This is a genomic window from Streptomyces griseobrunneus, from assembly GCF_046713465.1.
Taxonomy (GTDB): Bacteria; Actinomycetota; Actinomycetes; order Streptomycetales; family Streptomycetaceae; genus Streptomyces; species Streptomyces microflavus.
In genome coordinates, this window is sequence record NZ_CP177080.1 from 1,390,810 (window position 1) to 1,408,439 (window position 17,630).

At 72.2% G+C, this 17,630-nt stretch carries 12 protein-coding genes and 2 pseudogenes; 6 read left to right on the forward strand and 8 right to left on the reverse strand.

Going from position 1 to position 17,630, the window contains the following annotated elements:
- Positions 1–14: 14 nt before the first annotated feature.
- The 4 genes from ACK8N7_RS06210 to ACK8N7_RS06225 form a co-directional block, all read right to left on the reverse strand.
- Entirely contained in the window at positions 15–1,472 is a 1,458-nt protein-coding gene (locus tag ACK8N7_RS06210; RefSeq protein ID WP_403211236.1) for an NCS2 family permease, read from the reverse strand.
- Between the two features lie 344 nt (positions 1,473–1,816).
- Complete coding sequence (locus ACK8N7_RS06215; protein WP_403211238.1) at positions 1,817–4,234, reverse strand: xanthine dehydrogenase family protein molybdopterin-binding subunit; 2,418 nt, start codon at positions 4,232–4,234, stop codon at positions 1,817–1,819.
- Positions 4,231–4,830 (reverse strand): (2Fe-2S)-binding protein, encoded by a 600-nt coding sequence (locus ACK8N7_RS06220; protein ID WP_403211240.1) that lies wholly within the window; start codon positions 4,828–4,830, stop codon positions 4,231–4,233. The genes ACK8N7_RS06215 and ACK8N7_RS06220 overlap by 4 nt, the downstream gene beginning before the upstream one ends.
- A 2-nt stretch (positions 4,831–4,832) precedes the next feature.
- Positions 4,833–5,723: an FAD binding domain-containing protein gene (locus ACK8N7_RS06225; protein ID WP_403211242.1), complete on the reverse strand. Its 891-nt coding sequence runs from the start codon at positions 5,721–5,723 to the stop codon at positions 4,833–4,835.
- 307 nt (positions 5,724–6,030) lie between these two features.
- Here ACK8N7_RS06225 and ACK8N7_RS06230 point away from each other — a divergent pair, with 307 nt between their 5' ends.
- Both ACK8N7_RS06230 and ACK8N7_RS06235 read left to right on the forward strand, forming a co-directional pair.
- On the forward strand, positions 6,031–7,818 hold the full coding sequence (locus ACK8N7_RS06230) for a PucR family transcriptional regulator ligand-binding domain-containing protein (protein ID WP_403211244.1): 1,788 nt from the start codon (positions 6,031–6,033) through the stop codon (positions 7,816–7,818).
- A 162-nt stretch (positions 7,819–7,980) separates the two neighbouring features.
- Entirely contained in the window at positions 7,981–8,763 is a 783-nt protein-coding gene (locus ACK8N7_RS06235; protein ID WP_403211246.1) for a hypothetical protein, read from the forward strand.
- Between the two features lie 70 nt (positions 8,764–8,833).
- Here ACK8N7_RS06235 and ACK8N7_RS06240 read toward each other — a convergent pair whose 3' ends face one another.
- On the reverse strand, positions 8,834–9,622 hold the full coding sequence (locus ACK8N7_RS06240; protein ID WP_500441350.1) for a GntR family transcriptional regulator: 789 nt from the start codon (positions 9,620–9,622) through the stop codon (positions 8,834–8,836).
- 147 nt (positions 9,623–9,769) lie between these two features.
- Between ACK8N7_RS06240 and ACK8N7_RS06245 the strand changes: the two genes are divergently transcribed.
- Both ACK8N7_RS06245 and ACK8N7_RS06250 read left to right on the forward strand, forming a co-directional pair.
- Positions 9,770–10,618, forward strand: coding sequence for a (2Fe-2S)-binding protein (locus tag ACK8N7_RS06245; protein ID WP_500441352.1), 849 nt, complete (start codon positions 9,770–9,772; stop codon positions 10,616–10,618).
- A gap of 203 nt (positions 10,619–10,821) precedes the next feature.
- Positions 10,822–11,925, forward strand: coding sequence for a DUF2637 domain-containing protein (locus ACK8N7_RS06250; RefSeq protein ID WP_500441354.1), 1,104 nt, complete (start codon positions 10,822–10,824; stop codon positions 11,923–11,925).
- A gap of 40 nt (positions 11,926–11,965) precedes the next feature.
- Here the strand turns inward: ACK8N7_RS06250 and ACK8N7_RS06255 are convergent, their stop codons facing one another.
- A complete protein-coding gene (locus tag ACK8N7_RS06255) occupies positions 11,966–12,340 on the reverse strand; it encodes an ATP-binding protein (RefSeq protein ID WP_403211254.1) in 375 nt (124 codons plus the stop codon).
- 329 nt (positions 12,341–12,669) lie between these two features.
- On the opposite strand from ACK8N7_RS06255, the pseudogene ACK8N7_RS06260 reads away from it, so the two are divergent.
- Both ACK8N7_RS06260 and ACK8N7_RS06265 read left to right on the forward strand, forming a co-directional pair.
- Positions 12,670–13,665: pseudogene (locus ACK8N7_RS06260) on the forward strand (glycoside hydrolase family 38 N-terminal domain-containing protein); the annotation flags it as partial.
- 72 nt (positions 13,666–13,737) lie between these two features.
- Positions 13,738–13,938, forward strand: a pseudogene (locus ACK8N7_RS06265) (glycosyl hydrolase-related protein); the annotation flags it as partial.
- Between the two features lie 19 nt (positions 13,939–13,957).
- Here ACK8N7_RS06265 and ACK8N7_RS06270 read toward each other — a convergent pair.
- Together ACK8N7_RS06270 and ACK8N7_RS06275 are read right to left on the reverse strand one after the other, a co-directional pair.
- On the reverse strand, positions 13,958–15,700 hold the full coding sequence (locus tag ACK8N7_RS06270; protein ID WP_500441357.1) for a pyruvate dehydrogenase: 1,743 nt from the start codon (positions 15,698–15,700) through the stop codon (positions 13,958–13,960).
- A gap of 113 nt (positions 15,701–15,813) precedes the next feature.
- Positions 15,814–17,520: a protein phosphatase 2C domain-containing protein gene (locus ACK8N7_RS06275; RefSeq protein ID WP_500441359.1), complete on the reverse strand. Its 1,707-nt coding sequence runs from the start codon at positions 17,518–17,520 to the stop codon at positions 15,814–15,816.
- Between the last annotated feature and the right edge of the window lie 110 nt (positions 17,521–17,630).

The window sequence follows — 17,630 nt, forward strand, 5'->3', positions numbered from 1 at the left end:
AAGGACGGCGTCCGTCAGTGGACGCCGAGCCAGCTCTCGATCGGGTTGAGGGCGAAGAAGACGATGAAGATCACCGTCAGCCCCCACATGAAGGCCCCGACCTCGCGGGCCCTGCCCTGGGCGAGCTTGATGGCGGAGTACGCGATGACACCCGCGGCGACACCGGTGGTGATGGTGTACGTGAAGGGCATCAGGACCACGGTCAGGAAGACCGGGATGGCGACGGAACGGTCGCTCCAGTCCACGTGCCGGGCGTTCTGCATCATCATCGCGCCGATGACGACGAGGGCGGCGGAGGCCACCTCGGTCGGCACGATCGCGGTGAGCGGGGTGAAGAAGAGGCAGGCGGCGAAGAAGAGGCCGGTGACGGCGGAGGCGAGCCCGGTCCGGGCCCCTTCCCCGACGCCGGTGGCCGATTCGACGAAGACCGTCTGTCCGGAGCCCGAGGCGACACCGCCGATGACGCCGCCGGCGCCGTCGATGAACAGCGCCTTGGACAGGCCCGGCATGCGGCCCTTGTCGTCGGCGAGCTTGGCCTCGGTGCCGACGCCGATGATGGTGGCCATCGCGTCGAAGAAACCGGCCAGCACCAGGGTGAAGACGATCATGCCGACGGTCATCACGCCGACGTCGCCCCAGCCGCCGAACTCGACGTTCCCGAAGAGCGAGAAGTCGGGGGCGGAGACCGCGCTGCCCTCCAGGGCGGGCGGGCCGCTGCTCCACGCCTTCGCGGGGATGTCGACGATCGCGTTGACGACCAGGGCCACCAGGGTGCCGACGACGATGCCGATGAGGATCGCGCCGGGGATGTTGCGCGCCTGGAGCATGAAGATGAGGAGCAGGGTCACGCAGAAGATCAGGACGGGCCAGCCGGCGAGTTCACCGGCCGGGCCGAGGGAGACGGGGGTCGCCGCGCCCTTGTGGACGAATCCGGCCTTGTAAAGGCCGATGAGGGCGATGAAGAGCCCGATGCCCATGGTGATGCCGTGCTTGAGCGCGAGCGGGATCGCGTTCATGATCATCTCGCGGAGGCCGGTGACCACCAGGAGACAGATCACCACACCGTAGATCACACACATGCCCATGGCCTGCGGCCAGGTCATGTTCGGTGCGACCTGCGAGGCGAGCACACCGGAGACGCTGAGTCCGGCGGCGAGCGCCAGCGGCACCTTGCCGACGAAGCCCATGAGCAGGGTCGTCGCGGCCGCCGCGAAGGCGGTCGCGGTGATCAGTCCCGGCTGGCTGAGGAGGTTGCCGTTGACGTCCTCCCCGCCGAGGATCAGCGGGTTGAGCAGCAGGATGTACGCCATGGCCATGAAGGTCGTGACGCCGCCGCGCACTTCGCGCGCGACCGTGGAGCCTCGTTCGGATATGTGGAAGTAGCGGTCGAGCCATGATCTGCCGGCGGGGACGCGCGAGCCGGGGCCCGCGGCCTCCGCGCTGGTCTTCGGTTCCACTGACTGCTGGGTCATGTTGCCTGACTCCCAAGGTTCACAGGGGCACCCGCGTGGTGACTGGGGATTGCGGGATTTGGGATGACTGCGTCGGCTGCACGACCCGGGGACGGCCGGGACGAACTGTTGAAGCAGATACGGATGTGCCGGAGGCACGGTTGATCCGTGAGGCGCTGCCGTGCGCTGCCGTGTGCCGGCGTACGGCGAAGGACCGCGAGCGGTGCGGTACTTGGTGTCTCCGGGCGGTGCGGTACGCGGAAAAGTGTGACGTTCTCGGCCATGCGCACCGCCCGGAGAGTCGGGGGGGGGAACCGCTCAGGAGCCGCCGGGTGACGACCGGTGGGAGGTCACCCGGCGGGTCCTCAGGTACCGGTGAGGTGCTCGGGTCGTACAGGTGTCCTGTTGAGCTCAAGACCCGTCGCGTTCCGGATCGCCGCGAGGACGGCCGGGGTCGACGACAGGGTGGGGGCCTCGCCGATGCCACGCAGCCCGTAAGGGGCGTTCTCGTCGGCGAGTTCGAGCACGTCGACCGGGATGGTCGGCGTGTCGAGGATGGTGGGGAGGAGGTAGTCCGTGAAGGACGGGTTGCGTACCTTCGCGGTCTTCGGGTCGACGATGATCTCCTCCATCACGGCGACCCCCATGCCCTGGAGGGTGCCGCCCTGGATCTGGCCGAGGACGGAGAGCGGGTTGAGCGCCTTGCCGACGTCCTGGGCGCAGGCCAGTTCGATGACCTTGACCAGGCCGAGCTCGGTGTCGACCTCGACGACCGCGCGGTGCGCGGCGAAGGAGTACTGGACGTGGCCGTTGCCCTGTCCGGTGCGCAGGTCGAACGCCTCGGTGGGCCGGTGGCGCCACTCCAGCTCGATGTCGATCGCCTGGTCCTCCAGGACGTCGGCCACGTCGGCGAGCACTTCACCGCCGTCGGTGACGACCTTGCCGCCCTCCAGGAGGAGTTCGGCGGTGGCCCAGGCCGGGTGGTAGGACCCGAACTTGCGGCGGCCGATCTCCAGCACCTGCTCCCGGACGGCCTCGCAGGAGTTCTTGACCGCGCCGCCGGTGACGTACGTCTGGCGGGAGGCGGAGGTGGATCCGGCGGAGCCGACCTTGGTGTCGGCGGGGTGGATGGTGACCTGGTTGACACCGAGTTCGGTACGGGCGATCTGGGCGTGCACGGTGACGCCGCCCTGGCCGACCTCGGCCATCGCGGTGTGCACGGTGGCGACCGGCTCGCCGCTGATGACCTCCATCCGCACCCGGGCGGTGGAGTAGTCGTCGAAGCCCTCGGAGAAGCCGACGTTCTTCAGGCCGACCGCGTAGCCGACACCGCGGACGACGCCTTCGCCGTGGGTGGTATTGGAGAGCCCGCCGGGCAGCGCCCGGACGTCGACGGAGGTGCCTTCGCTGCCCGCCGTCAGCCACTCCTGCTCGGGCGGCAGCGGCCGGGCCTTGACCAGGCGCAGCAGCTCGGCGACCGGGGCCGGCGAGTCGCAGGGCTGGCCGGTGGGCAGCAGGGTGCCCTGTTCCATGGCGTTGAGCTGGCGGAACTCGACCGGGTCCATGTCCAGCTTCGCGGCGAGCTTGTCCATCTGCGCCTCGTAGGCGAAGCAGGCCTGGACCGCGCCGAAGCCGCGCATCGCGCCGCAGGGCGGGTTGTTGGTGTAGAGCGCGACCGCCTCGATGTCGACGTCCTCGATGACGTACGGGCCGACCGAGAGCGAGGAGGCGTTGCCGACGACGGCCGGGGAGGCGGAGGCGTAGGCGCCGCCGTCCAGGACGATGCGGCACTTCATGTGCGTGAGCTTGCCGTCCTTGGTGGCGCCGTGCTCGTAGGTGAGCTTCGCCGGGTGCCGGTGGACGTGTCCGAAGAAGGACTCGAACCGGTTGTAGACGATCTTGACCGGCTTGCCGGTGCGGAGCGCCAGCAGGCAGGCGTGGATCTGCATCGAGATGTCCTCGCGGCCGCCGAAGGCCCCGCCGACGCCGGAGAGCGTCATCCGGACCTTGTCCTCGGGCAGGCCGAGGACGGGGGCGATCTGGCCGAGGTCCGAGTGCAGCCACTGGGTGGCGACGTACAGCTCGACACCGCCGTCCTCGGAGGGCACCGCGAGCCCGGACTCCGGGCCGAGGAAGGCCTGGTCCTGCATGCCGAAGGTGTACTCGCCCCTGACGATGACGTCGGCGCGCTCGGCGGCCTCGTCGGCGTCGCCGCGGATGATCGGCTGGCGGTGCACGATGTTGGGGTGCGGGACATGACCGATGTGGTGGTCGTCGCGGCCCTCGTGCACGAGCACGGCGCCGGGAGCGGTCGCCGAGGCCTCGTCGGTGATGAGGGGCAGCTCCCGGTAGTCGATCCTGATCTTGGCGGCGGCGCGGCGCGCGGTCTCCGGGTGGTCGGCGGCCACGATGGCGACCGGCTCACCGTGGTGGCGGACCTTGCCGTGGGCGAGAACCGGGGTGTCCTGGATCTCCAGGCCGTAGTTCTTCATCGCGGCGGGCAGGTCGTCGTAGGTCATCACCGCGTAGACGCCGGGCATCGCCAGGGCCTCGGAGGTGTCGATGGAGACGATCTCGGCGTGCGCGACGGTGGAGCGCAGCGTCTGGCCCCACAGCATGTCCTCGTGCCACATGTCGGAGGAGTACGCGAACTCGCCGGTGACCTTCAGGGTGCCGTCGGGGCGGAGCGTGGACTCGCCGATGCCGCCCTTGGTGGGCGAACCCTGGGTGATCTTGGTGGGGGTTCCGGCCGGTACCTTCTGGGCCTTCGGGTACGTCGTCATGACTGGACCGCCTCTTCCTGGCGGGCGGCCGCGAGGCGGACCGCGTCGAGGATCTTCTCGTAGCCCGTGCAGCGGCACAGGTTGCCGGAGAGCGCCTCGCGGATGTCCTGGTCGGACGGGGACGGGCTGTTCTCCAGCAGTTCGTCGGCGGCGACCAGCAGGCCGGGGGTGCAGAAGCCGCACTGGACGGCTCCGGCGTCGATGAACGCCTGCTGGATCGGGGAGAGCGGGGCGGCCTCGCCGGCCCGGCCGTCGGTGGGCCTGGACTGCCAGCGCTTGGCCTCGTCCAGGGTGGTGCCGCAGGCGCCGGAGGCGCAGCCGCCGCCGGGGTGGGTGTCCTGGCGGTGCTTGGCGTAGTCGGCCAGCCCCTCGACGGTGACGACCTCGCGGTCCTGGACCTGGCCGGCGGCGACCAGGCACGCACAGACCGGGACGCCGTCCAGGCGGACCGTGCAGGACCCGCACTCGCCCTGCTCGCAGGCGTTCTTGGAACCGGGCAGCCCCATACGCTCACGCAGCACGTAGAGAAGGGACTCGCCCTCCCACACGTCGTCGGCTTCCTGAGGACGGCCGTTGACCGTGAAATTGACTCGCATGGTTACGCAGCTCCTTCCAGCGTGCGGCCCGCGCCGCGGTACTGCTCCCAGGTCCAGCCCAGCGTGCGGCGGGCCATGATGCCGACCGCGTGCCTGCGGTACTTCGCCGTGCCCCGTACGTCGTCGATCGGGTTGCAGGCGCCGGAGGCGAGCGCGGCGAACTGCTTGGCGATGGCAGGGGTGATGATCTTGCCGCTCTCCCAGAACCCGCCCTCGTCGAGCGCGGCGTTCAGGAAGGCCTCGGCCTCCTTGGCCCGGACCGGGGTCGGGGCGGCGGAGCCGATGCCGGTGCGCACGGTGCGGGTCTCGGGGTGCAGTGCGAGGCCGAAGGCGCAGACGGCGATGACCATCGCGTTGCGGGTGCCGACCTTGGAGTACTGCTGGGGCCCGTCGGCCTTCCTGATGTGCACGGCGCGGATCAGCTCGTCCGGCTCCAGGGCGTTGCGCTTGACCCCTGTGTAGAAAGCGTCGATAGGAATCAGCCGCGTTCCGCGTACGGATTCGGCCTCCACCTCGGCCCCCGCGGCGAGCAGCGCCGGGTGGGCGTCACCGGCGGGCGAAGCGGTGCCGAGGTTGCCTCCGACACCGCCGCGGTTGCGGATCTGCGGGGACGCGACGGTGTGCGAGGCGAGCGCGAGGCCGGGCAGCTCGGCCCGCAGGTGCTCCATGATGCTGCTGTACGGCACCGAGGCGCCGAGCCGTACGCTCTCCCGGCCCACCTCCCACTCGGACAGCTCACCGATGCGGTTCAGGTCCAGGAGGTACTCGGGCCGCCGGTGGTCGAAGTTGATCTCGACCATCACATCCGTGCCGCCCGCGATGGGCACAGCCGTGGGGTGCTCGGCCTTGGCGGCGAGCGCCTCCTCCCAGCTGGCGGGGCGAAGGAAGTCCATGAGTGGCTCTCTTCTTCTCAATCGGGTCGTTCGCTGGGGCTGGGGACGGCCGGCCCTCGACTGGCTCGTTCATGTGGTGTTCACGTGGTGTGTGGCCCAGTACACAAGCCGGGGCCCGGTGGGTGCAGTCACCGAAACACTGAAGGAGTTGGCTGGTCTCCGTCCTCGTCTTGTAGATTCGAACGAATGGCGGGGATCAGTAACCTCGCCGCAATTCACAGGTACCCGTTCACCCCTCCGCTCCCCCACCCACCCACTCCTTCACCCACCTCTCCCATCACCTACGGAAAAGATCGGCGGCGACGAGATGCGGCTGCGCGCACTGCTGGAGACCGAGGCGCTGGGCCTGCGGCTGCTCGGCGGTGAGGACGAGCTGGACCGCACGGTCCGGGGCGTCATGACGACCGACCTGCGCGACCCCAGCCGCTACCTCTCCGGCGGCGAGCTGGTGCTGACGGGTCTTGCCTGGCGCCGGGACGCGAGCGACTCCGAGCCGTTCGTCCGGATCCTGGCGGGCGCCGGGGTGGCGGGGCTCGCGGCCGGTGAGGCGGAGCTCGGTGACATCCCCGCCGACCTGGTGGAGGCATGTCTCCAGCATCGCCTGCCACTCTTCGCGGTGCACGAGACCGTGGCGTTCGCAACGATCACCGAGCATGTCGTACGCCAGGTCTCCGGCGAGCGGGCCGGCGATCTGGCGGCCGTGGTGGACCGGCACCGCCGGCTGATGACCTCGGGCCCGGCCGGCGGCGGCCCCGAGGTGGTCCTGGACCTCCTCACCTCCGACCTGGACCTGCGGGCCTGGGTCCTCTCCCCCACCGGCCGCCAGATCGCCGGGGCGGGCGCCCCGCTGCCCGGTGCGCTGGGCGCCGCCCTGGCCGGACGCCATCTGGCGGCGACCCGCACCGGACGCCGGGGCCCGCACCGGGCCGCCGTCGCCGGTACGACGTATTCGCTCTTCCCGATCCGCAACACCGGCCGGGGCGCGGCCCCGGCCGCTCGTGACGTCCGCGAGTCGGTGCTCTCCGACTGGCTGCTCGCCGTCGAGGCGGACGCCTCGGACTGGCCCGCCGCCCGGCTGGACCTGCTCCAGGGCGTCACCCAGCTGATCGCGGTCGAGCGCGACCGCCGCGACGCGGCCCGTACGGTACGCCGACGGCTCGCCCAGGAGGTCCTGGAGCTGGTCCAGGCGGGCGCCGCCCCGGCCGAGATCGCCGCCAGGCTCCGGGTAGCCGCTCCGGTCCTGCTGCCGGGTCTCGGTGCGGCCCCGCAGTGGCAGGTGGTGGTGGCCCGGGTCGACTGGACCGCCACGGACACGCCGGGCCCGGGAGGCGTCCCCGGCGGCATCGCGGGCGGCCCGGCCGCCCAGGCCCTGCTGGAGGAGATCCTCGTCGACCCGGCGGTCAGCGGCCCCGACTCCGCCGACCGCATCGCCGTCGCCCACACGGGCGAGGAGGCCATCGCCCTCGTACCGCTCCCGGCCGTGCCCACTCCCCTCCCCGACACGGTAGGCGGCCCCACCGACACCACCGGCGACACCGCCGGTACCGCAGAGACGGCCGCCGCACCGGAGAGCGGGGAGCCCGCGGCGGCGCAGGACCCCGCGCTGCACGCCGACGCGCTGCTCGCCGCCGTACGCGAACCGCTCTCGGCGGGGCTCGCCGACGACGGGCGGCTGACACTGGGTGTCAGCGCAGCCGTGCACTCGGCCGAGGGGCTGCGCGGCGCGCTGGAGGAGGCCCGGCACGCCCGCCGGGTGGCGGCGGCCCGTCCGGGGCGGGTCTGCGCGGCCGGCCACCACGAGCTGGCCTCGCACGTACTGCTTCTGCCGTTCGTCCCCGACGACGTCCGCCGCGCCTTCACCGCCCGGCTGCTGGACCCGCTGCGCGACTACGACCGGCGCCACCGCGCGGAGCTGATCGAGACCCTGGAAGCCTTCCTGGACTGCGACGGCTCCTGGACCCGCTGCGCGGCCCGGCTGCACCTCCACGTCAACACACTGCGCTACCGCGTCGGCCGCATCGAGCAGTTGACGGGCCGTGACCTTTCGCGGCTGGAGGACAAGCTCGACTTCTTCCTCGCCCTGCGTATGAGCTGACCTGTGCGCCCCGCCGCTCGCTGATGAGCTCCCCCCGTTTGTGAATTCCTTCACCTGACATCGGTCGGAACCCTTGGCCCGGCGTGCCAATCCGTGCTGAGATGCGGCCAGGCTCAACAGCACAATGGCGCGCTCGGGGAGGGCAATGTGGCGCATACCGCCATGTCTGGTTCCGGAACGACAGCAGATGACGATCCGCCGCTCCAGACAGCGGTATGGCGGCTGAGGTCCCGCGCCTGCTGGACGGATGCGGCCGCCCTGCTGGAACCGCACGCGGCGAAGGACCCGGCGGCGGCGCTCCAGCGCACCGCCCTGCTGACCGAACGGTGCCTCTACACCGGCGAGGGCTGGACGGACGCCGAGGACGCGCTGCGCAGCGCGGAGGCGCTGGCCCGCAGCGACGACGAGCGCGGCGGGGCCGCCTGCGAGCGGGGCCACCTCGCCTACGCCTCGACCCTTCTGGGCGTACGGGACCGGGCCGACGAGGCGAGCGTCGCGCTGAGCCGGGCGGCGGCGCTGCTGGCGCCCGCCGCACCTGGGCGGCCGCTGCTGGACTTCCGGCGCGGGCTCATCGCCCAGAACATCGCGGACTCCCCGGAGTCCGCCCGCGCCGCGTACCGCCGGGCGCACGCCGGAGCGACCGCGCGCGGCGACGAGTTGCTGCTCTCCTTCACCTGGCGCCACCTGGCGTCGCTCGCGCTCCAGGAGGGCGAGCTGGCCGAGGCGCGGCACGGGTTCTCGGAGTCGCTGCGGATCCGGGAGGAGCTGGGCTACCTGGTGGGTACGGCCCCGGCGCTGATCTCCCTGGCGGAGGCGGAGCCCGAACCGGAGGCGGCCAGGCTGCGCGCGGAGGCGGGGCGGCTGTTCCGGCTGCTCGGCGGGGTGCCGACGTGGCTGGCGCCGCACATCGGGGTTCCGGGGCCGCGCCCGGCGGCGGCGACTTGAGGGCCGACGGGCCGCCTGTCCCGGTGGGCGACCTGCCCACCGGGGCGGGGCGCGCGCCCACGCGCCCCGGTCAGCCGTCCGAGCCGGTGAAGTGCTCCCGTACGAGGGCCTGGACGACGGCCAGGTCCTGGGCGATCAGGGCGTCGAGCAGCGCGGTGTGCTCGGCGGCGTCCGCCAGCAGGTCGGCCCGGCGGGTGGCGGGGCCCGCGACCAGCGGCCACTGCGAGCGGCGGTGCAGCTCGTCGGCGACGGCCACCAGCTGCTCGTTGCCCGCCAGGGTGAGGACCGCACGGTGGAAGGCCCGGTCGCATTCGGCGTAACTCGCCCGGTCCCCCACGGCGGCCGCCGCGACCGTGGCGTCGGCCAGCGGGCGCAGGGTGCCCCAGCGCTCCGCCGGGACGGTGCGGGCCAGTCGCAGCATCACCGGTACCTCGATCAGGGCACGTACCTCGGCCAGCTCCGCCAGCTCACGGGGTCCTCGTTCGCTGACCCGGAAGCCCCGGTTCGGCACCACCTCGACGGCACCCTCCACCGCCAGCTGCTGCATCGCCTCGCGCACCGGGGTCGCGGAGACCCCGAAGCGGGCGCCGAGCGCCGGGGCGGAGTAGACCTGGCCGGGGATCAGCTCGCCGTGGACGAGAGCGGCGCGCAGGGCCTCCAGGATCTGGCCCCGGACGGAGTGGCGGACCACGCGCGGGGCGGGCGGCTCGCTGTGGGCGTGCTCGCCGCGGACGGCCGCCAGGTCCTGCGAACGGTCGCCGCGCACCTGTTCGGGCACCCTGCCGGCCGCCGGGGTGCCCGGGTACGCGCCGGGCGCGTACGGCGGCCGTACGCCCTCTCGCGCACTGCCCTGCTCCACCCGGACCTCCTCGGCCTGCCGCGCGGGCCGGCTCGCGCGTGCCCGGCCCCCCGTGCACGATAGAGGGAGGAGGCTGCAGTTCAAACATCGATCGCATCGGGTAAGGTAAGCCTTACCTGCAAACGATCCCGATTCGGTGGTCCCTGCATGACCCTCACCACGCTGCTCACCGGCGCCGCGACATCCCCTGTGACCGCCGCGTACGCCCGCCTGACCGAGGTCTTCCCCGGGCTGCGCGCCGAGGTCCTCGACGAGGGCGTGAGCGCCCCGTCGGGCGCCGGCTGGGTCGGCGCGGCAGAGCTGGCCGCGGGCGGACCGGCCGTGGACACCTTCCTCGCCTGGGACAACGCCCAGGTGCTGCAGGACTACGGGCAGCAGGCCCGCCCCGACGTGGTGGCCAGCTTCGGCCTCCACCGGTACGCGTGGCCCGCCTGTCTGCTGGTGACCGTGCCCTGGTTCCTGCACCGCCGGGTGCCGCGCGTCCCGGTCGAGGACGTCGCCTTCCAGCGGGCGCTGGGCCACCTGACCGTGCGGGTCCGGGAGTTCGCCTGCCTGCCGGACGACCCGGCCGCGTCCCTGCCGGGCGCCCGGGTGGTCCCGGACGAGTCCGCGCTGCGGGCCGAGGTGCTGGCCGCCCTCACCGAGCACCTGGAACCGGTGCTGACGGGGTTCGGACCGCGCATGCGGCGGGGGAAGCGGGCCCTGTGGGGGATGGCGACGGACGAGATCGTCGAAGGCCTCTGGTACATCGCGCACCTGCTCGGTGAGGAGCGCCGGGCGATGGCCGAGCTGGAGCTGCTGCTCCCCGGCACCACGAAGCCGTACGTCGGCACCGCGGGCTTCCGTGAGCTGACCGGACCCGAGGGGCAGTCGCTGCCGACCCGGGACCGGGCGAGCTGCTGCCTCTTCTACACCCTGCGCCCCGACGACGCCTGTGTGACCTGCCCGCGTACCTGTGACGCGGACCGGGTGCGGAAGCTCGCCGCCGCTTCCTGATCCGCACGTCATCCACACCGCCCGTCCGGATGACGCGGAATCGAACACAACTCGGTTGCACCGCGCGGCCGTTCGAGAAGATTCCACCCATCGATAGCCTCTCCCACCCCCATGGCGTGCTCTTGTCCCGAAACCCCCGGAGCGGGACGGGAATTCCGTCACGATGGCGCACGAAACGCCCTACGTGACGCAAGGGACCGCGCATGAGACTGACCGACATATCGCTTGACTGGCTGCTTCCGGGCGCCGTACTGCTCGTGGGAGTCATGGCGGCGGTGACGGTGGTCGCACGCGGCAAGCGTGCCGCCGGCAAGGCCGCGCCCGACGACAACTGGGAACGCAGCGAGGACCGCCGCAGGCGCAAGGAAGCGCTGTACGCCACCGCCTCGTACGTCCTGCTGTTCTGCTGCGCGGCCGTCGCCGCCGCGCTCTCCTTCCACGGGCTCGTCGGCTTCGGCCGGCAGAACCTCAACCTCACCGGCGGCTGGGAGTACCTGGTCCCGTTCGGACTGGACGGCGCCGCGATGTTCTGTTCCGTGCTGGCCGTACGGGAGGCGAGCCACGGAGACGCGGCACTCGGCTCCCGGCTGCTGGTGTGGACCTTCGCCGGGGCCGCCGCCTGGTTCAACTGGGTGCACGCCCCGCGGGGCATGGACCACGCGGGCGCTCCGCACTTCTTCGCGGGGATGTCCCTGTCGGCGGCGGTGCTCTTCGACCGCGCGCTGAAGCAGACCCGCCGGGCCGCGCTGCGCGAACAGGGCCTGGTGCCACGCCCGTTGCCGCAGATCCGGATCGTCCGCTGGCTGCGGGCACCCCGGGAGACCTTCGGCGCCTGGTCGCTGATGCTCCTGGAAGGCGTCCGGACGCTGGACGAGGCGGTGGACGAGGTGCGGGAGGACCGCAAGGAGCGGGAGCAGGACCGGCTGCGCCGACGCGACCAGGAGAAGCTGGACCGGGCCCGTATCAAGGCCCTGAACCGGCAGAACCGGGTCTGGGGGCGCGGCGGCCGTGGCGGTCACCAGGTGGACGTCCCCGCCCTCGCCCCCGCTTCGGGCTCGGCGGCGCAGGCCGTCGCGGAGCCTGCCATAGCAGAGCCGGGACAGCTGCCCCTGCGACCCCGGCCATCCCTGCAAGCCGTCGGCCCGAAGCAGCCGGCGGACGGTTCGAGCTCGAAGAGCCTCGGCCCTTCGAACCCGGGAGGTGACGCACGGACGGTCGACCTCACCGTCGAGGACGACACCCAGACACTCCCCCGGCTCGACTCGCTGGAACAGAAACTGAAGGATCTGGAGCAGCAGTTCGGCTGAGCGTGCGGGTCGGTGACCCGCACGCACCCCCGGGGGCCGTTCAGACCCCCGCGCCGCGCAGCTCGAACCAGACCACCTTGCCCAGGGCCCGCGCCTCGACACCCCAGGCGTCGGCCAGACTCCGCACCAGGATCAGACCCCTGCCGTGCGTACCGTCGTCGGCGTTCGGTACGTACGGCGCGGGCAGATCCGCCTCGAAGTCATGGACCTCCACCCGCAGCGCCGCGGGCGTCGCCGTCGCGGTGACCACCGCCCCGTGCCGGGTGTGGATCAGCGCGTTGGTCACCAGCTCGCTCAGCAGCAGTTCGGCCGCCTCGATCTGTTCGGGGCCGGAGCGATGTCGGAGGAACTCCCGCAGCTCGCGCCGGACCTCCCCCACCGCCGACCGTTCCGTATGGCCCACTCTGCGGCGCATCCGGGCCGGCTGCTGTGCCTCGCCCGGTCTCCGCCCCCGAGGGCCGCGCCCCTCTCCGGCCTGGGCCCTCTTCTGACGCTTCACCATGTCCCCCGCCCGCACAGCGATCCGACCTCCTCCGGTCCGGCCGTCCGTCGAACAGCCTCACGGGATGCATGCCCCTGTACGCGCACCGTCACGCTTGTCGCTCCGACGGGACGAGCGCAGGCTGAGGCAGCAGGGGGCGCACGGGGAGACTCGCCCCGCACACGATTTCAGGGGTGCTCCGGGCCGCGCCGGGGAAGTGAACCTGGGCCGCAGCCGCCGGGCGCCGACCCCGAGGAGCCGAGATGCACGACGACCGCCCCCTGGTGGAGGCCCGCCTGGACCGGGCCCTCCAGCACTTCATCCGCCCGGCGCAGTACGCCGCCCGCACCCCGCTCGCCCTGTCCGTGTGGCACGTGCCGGGCGAGCCCGTGCCGGTCGCCGAGGCCCTGGAAGCGGCGTACGAGCCCTTCACCGCCGGTACGGAGTGGGGGAAGCCCTGGTCCACCAGCTGGTTCCGGCTCAAGGGCGCGGTTCCCCCGGAGTGGTCGGGGAGCCGGGTGGAAGTGGTCGTGGACCCGGGGTTCACCGGGCAGGGGCCCGGATTCCAGGCGTAAGGCATGCTCTACGACCATCTGGGCTTCCCCCTCAAGGGTGTTCGTCCCCGCAACCGCCACGTGGCCGTCGCACACCCGGCGGAGGGCGGCGAACCGGTCGATCTGCTGCTGGAGGCGGCCGCCAATCCGGCCGTGCTGGAACACGGATTCGAGCCGACCCCGCTCGGTGACGTCCGCACGGCGGGCGACCGTCCGCTGTACCGGTTCGCCTCCGCCGATCTGGCGGTGCTGGACGAGGAGGTCTGGCATCTCGTCCTGGACATCGAGGTGCTCTCCGAGCTGATGCGGGAGCTGCCCGCCGACCGCTCGCGCCGCCACGAGATCCTGCGGGCCCTCGAAGCGATGCTGGACGCCCTGGACCTGCACGACGTCTCCGGCACGGCGGCCGCCGGGCGGGCGGAGCTCGCCGGGGTGCTGGCCCGGCCCGCGTCGGCGAGCGCGCACCGGATCTCGGCGGCCGGACACGCCCATATCGACTCGGCCTGGCTGTGGCCGCTGCGCGAGAGCGTCCGCAAGGCGTCCCGTACGTTCGCCAACGTCACCGCGCTCGCGAAGGACTACCCGGAGCTGGTCTTCGCCTGCTCGCAGGCCCAGCAGTACGCCTGGGTGAAGGAGCACCAGCCGCACATCTTCCCGCACACCGACCTGGGCACGCACCGTTTCCGCTACGCGCTGGCGCCCGGGGCGGGGTGACCGACGCGGTACGGGAAGGCCTCGCGCTCAACCTGCCGCTGCGGGCAGCTCGCGGAGGACCGCAGCGGAGACGTGATCGTACGGCTATACGAGTCGGCGGGCGGCCGGGCGGGCGCACGGCTCACGTTGTCCTTCCCGGTCGTCCGGGCGCAGATCACCGACCTGCTGGAACGGCCGCTCCACCCGGCGGTCACCGACGACCGGGGCCTCGTGCTGGAGCTGCGGCCGTTCCAGATCCTGACGGTGCGGCTCACCCCCGCGTGAACCCGTGAACCCGTGAACCTCAGGGGCGGGGCACGTTACGGAGGTTGGAGCGGGCCATCTGGAGCATCCGGCCCACTCCCCCGTCCAGGACGACCTTGCTCGCCGAGAGCGCGAAGCCGGTGACCATGTCGGCCTTGATCTTCGGCGGGATGGAGAGCGCGTTGGGGTCGGTCACCACATCGACGAGGGCCGGGCCCTTGTGCTTGAAGGCGTCCTTCAGCGCGCTCTGCAACTGCTTGGGCTTCTCGACCCGCACCCCGTACGCCCCGCAGGCGCGGGCGACGGCGGCGAAGTCCGGGTTCTTGTTGGTGGTGCCGTAGGCCGGGAGCCCGCCGACCATCATCTCCAACTCCACCATGCCGAGGGAGGAGTTATTGAACAGCACGACCTTCACCGGCAGGTCGTACTGGACGAGGGTGAGGAAGTCGCCCATCAGCATGGAGAATCCGCCGTCGCCCGACATCGCCACGACCTGCCGCTCGCGGTCCACGAACTGGGCTCCGATCGCCTGCGGCAGTGCGTTGGCCATCGAGCCGTGGCTGAACGAACCGATCACCCGCCGCTTGCCGTTGGGCGTCAGATAGCGGGCCGCCCACACGTTGTTCATGCCGGTGTCGACGGTGAACACGGCGTCCTCGTCGGCCATCTCGTCCAGCACGGAGGCGACGTACTCGGGATGGATCGGGGTGTGCTTGTCGACCTTGCGGGTGTACGCCTTGACGACACCCTCCAGCGCGTCCGCGTGCTTCTTCAGCATCCGGTCGAGGAACTTGCGGTCGCCCTTGGGCTTCACCCGGGGCGTCAGACACCGCAGCGTCTCGCGCACATCGCCCCACACCGCGAGATCCAGCTTGGAGCGCCGGCCCAGGCGCTCGGGGCGGACATCGACCTGGACGATCTTCACATCGTCCGGGAGGAACGCGTTGTACGGGAAGTCCGTGCCCAGCAGGATCAGCAGATCGCACTCATGGGTCGCCTCGTACGCGGCGCCGTAGCCGAGCAGCCCGCTCATGCCGACGTCGTACGGGTTGTCGTACTGGATCCACTCCTTGCCGCGCAGCGCGTGCCCGACCGGGGACTTCACCTTCTCCGCGAACTCCATCACCTCGGCGTGCGCGCCCGCCGTGCCGCTGCCGCAGAACAGCGTCACCCGTTTGGCCTCGTCCACCATCCGGCAGAGCTTGTCGATCTCGTCGTCCCCGGGGCGCACGGTGGGCCGTGAGGTGACAAGGGCGTGCTCGGCAGTCTTCTCGGGAGCGGCCTTGGAGGCGATGTCGCCCGGCATCGTCACGACGCTGACGCCGCCCTGGCCGATGGCGTGCTGGATGGCCGTCTGGAGGAGGCGCGGCATCTGCTCCGGGTTGGAGATCATCTCGTTGTAGTGGCTGCACTCCTGGAAGAGCAGCTCCGGATGGGTCTCCTGGAAGTAGCCGAGCCCGATCTCGCTGGAAGGGATGTGCGAGGCGAGGGCGAGGACCGGGGCCATCGAGCGGTGCGCGTCGTACAGACCGTTGATGAGGTGCAGGTTGCCCGGTCCGCAGGAGCCGGCGCAGGCCGCCAGGGACCCGGTGATCTGGGCCTCGGCCCCGGCCGCGAAGGCGGCGGTCTCCTCGTGCCGGACATGGATCCAGTCGATGGCCGAGTTGCGCCGAATGGCGTCCACCACGGGGTTCAGGCTGTCGCCGACGACGCCGTACAGGCGCTTGACGCCCGCCCTGGCGAGGATGTCGACGAACTGCTCCGCCACGTTCTGCTTGGCCATGGGTGCGCACCCTTTCCTTGCCCGTGCTCCGTGCACTGTCGGTTGTCCGGACTCCGGAGACCGAAACGTCGCCCGGCCGGTCTCCGGAGTCCATCAACCCACGGTGTGCGCGGTTACGCCTCCCAGACGGCCGCGCAGGTGCGGTCGTCGGCGTACCCCTTGATCCGGAGCTGGGTGTCGGCGAGGAAGGCGGGCAGTCCGGGCGGCCCGGGCGGGCCCCAGCGCTCGGCGAGCTCCGCGGGGAGCTCCGGTTCGCCGCGCATCGGCTCGGCGAACCCGTTGCTGCAGAGCAGCAGCGTGTCGCCCGGACGTGCCACAGAGGCCCGGAAGCGGAAGACCTCGGCGGGCGGCGGCGCGGGGCCGTCGCTGTACGGGGACGGGGGCGTGGTGATCTGTAGGTCCATGGTCAGCCGGTCGCCGTCCGGGCTCTCCTCGCTCCCGCCGCCGGAGGAGGGCACGTCCGGCATCGTGGGCTCCAGGTCCTGCCAGAGCCCGTCGCGGAGCCGAAAGAGGCCGCCGCTGCCGACGCCGAAGAAGACCCGGGTGCGGCAGGCGGGGTCGGCGGAGAGCAGCAGACACCGCAGGCTCGTGGTGTACTCCCCCGGTTCGAGGCCGAGTTCGGCGGCGCGCGCCCGGAGCTTGCCGTACGTACGGTCGGTGAGCCGGTGCAGCCCCGACTTCAGGTCGGCCCGGCGGCCGGCCCTTATGTCCTCGGAGAGCCGGGCGTGGCTGCGGGCCACGGCACCGCCGATCCAGCGGCAGGCGTCGGCCGCCGCGAGATGCGCCCCCTCACCGGCCCGCACGCCCCCGGCCACGGCGACGAGCACCAGGGCGCTCTCGGCCGCACCGAACCGGGTGGTGAGCAGCGCGTCGCGCCGGGGCTCGCCCCGGAACCGGGCGGAGTCGCCCCGGACGGAGGCGGCCCGCAGGGTGTACGTCCCGTACCGGGCACCGTCCAGCACGGTGTCGGGGACCAAGGCGTCCAGGTTCTCCGAGGTGGCGGCGGGCAGGGCGGCGGGCTCGGCGTCATAGGTGGGCGGCCGGTCCCCGAGGTGGTCGACGAGGGGCCGGGCCCCGCCGCCGTCGGCCGGGGCGTCGCTCGCGGCCCAGTCCGGGGGCAGCTCGTGCAGGGCGCTCGGGTCGGGGACGGTGGCGGTTTCGGAGACGGGCGGGGCGGGCGGCGGCTCGGGCTCGGGCGGCTTCGGCACGGCGAAGGTACGGGGGCCGGGCGGGCCGGCGGGGGCTTCCCAGGGGGCCGGGAAGACGGTGTTACGGGGGCCGGGGACGGCAGGGGGCGTGGGGGCGGAGGCCGAAGCGGTGAACGGATAGGGCTCCGGCTCGCCGTACGGCTCCGGCTCCTGCCCCGTGTACGGCTCGGACTCCGGCTCCGGTTGCGACCGACCGTACGGATCCGGCTCCGGTTGCGACTGACCGTACGGTTCCGGTTCCGGTTCCCGGTACAGGTCCCAGCCCGACCGGGGATCAGGCTTCGGCTCCGCCCGCGGTTCCTCCGGCTCCGGTTTCAGCTCCGCCCGCGGTTCCTCCCATGGCTCCGTCTGCAGCTCCTCGTCCTGTTGCGGCAGCGGCTCCGGTCTCAGCTCCGGATCCGGCCCCGGCCCCGGAAAGGCGTCCTCGACCGTCTCCCGGCCGGTGGCCCGCTGGTGGCCCACCGCCCTGCTCACCGTGTCCGACACGGAGTCGAAGCGGTCGTCGAGGCTGTCGGGCGCGCTGCTCGGACCGGTGTCCGGCGCGGTCTCGTCGTACAGCTTCCGCCACCAGTCGTCCTCATGGGCGGCGGGCTTCTCCCCCTGCTGACTCATGCCCTTATTGTCCACCGCGGAGCCCGCCCGAAAACGGGGCATCCGGAAAAAGTGGCCCGTAAATGAGATCCGCCGGGCGGCCCCACCCCCCACGGGAAGGACGCCCGGCG

What these genes read in the sequence shown, in the direction of transcription:
- ACK8N7_RS06210 (WP_403211236.1), bottom strand. Translation starts at nt 1,472, where the DNA reads ATGACCCAGCAGTCAGTGGAACCGAAGACCAGCGCGGAGGCCGCGGGC.
- ACK8N7_RS06215 (WP_403211238.1), bottom strand. Translation starts at nt 4,234, where the DNA reads ATGACGACGTACCCGAAGGCCCAGAAGGTACCGGCCGGAACCCCCACC.
- ACK8N7_RS06220 (WP_403211240.1), bottom strand. Translation starts at nt 4,830, where the DNA reads ATGCGAGTCAATTTCACGGTCAACGGCCGTCCTCAGGAAGCCGACGAC.
- ACK8N7_RS06225 (WP_403211242.1), bottom strand. Translation starts at nt 5,723, where the DNA reads ATGGACTTCCTTCGCCCCGCCAGCTGGGAGGAGGCGCTCGCCGCCAAG.
- ACK8N7_RS06230 (WP_403211244.1), top strand. Translation starts at nt 6,031, where the DNA reads ATGCGGCTGCGCGCACTGCTGGAGACCGAGGCGCTGGGCCTGCGGCTG.
- ACK8N7_RS06235 (WP_403211246.1), top strand. Translation starts at nt 7,981, where the DNA reads ATGTCTGGTTCCGGAACGACAGCAGATGACGATCCGCCGCTCCAGACA.
- ACK8N7_RS06245 (WP_500441352.1), top strand. Translation starts at nt 9,770, where the DNA reads ATGACCCTCACCACGCTGCTCACCGGCGCCGCGACATCCCCTGTGACC.
- ACK8N7_RS06250 (WP_500441354.1), top strand. Translation starts at nt 10,822, where the DNA reads ATGAGACTGACCGACATATCGCTTGACTGGCTGCTTCCGGGCGCCGTA.
- ACK8N7_RS06255 (WP_403211254.1), bottom strand. Translation starts at nt 12,340, where the DNA reads ATGCGCCGCAGAGTGGGCCATACGGAACGGTCGGCGGTGGGGGAGGTC.
- ACK8N7_RS06270 (WP_500441357.1), bottom strand. Translation starts at nt 15,700, where the DNA reads ATGGCCAAGCAGAACGTGGCGGAGCAGTTCGTCGACATCCTCGCCAGG.
- ACK8N7_RS06275 (WP_500441359.1), bottom strand. Translation starts at nt 17,520, where the DNA reads ATGAGTCAGCAGGGGGAGAAGCCCGCCGCCCATGAGGACGACTGGTGG.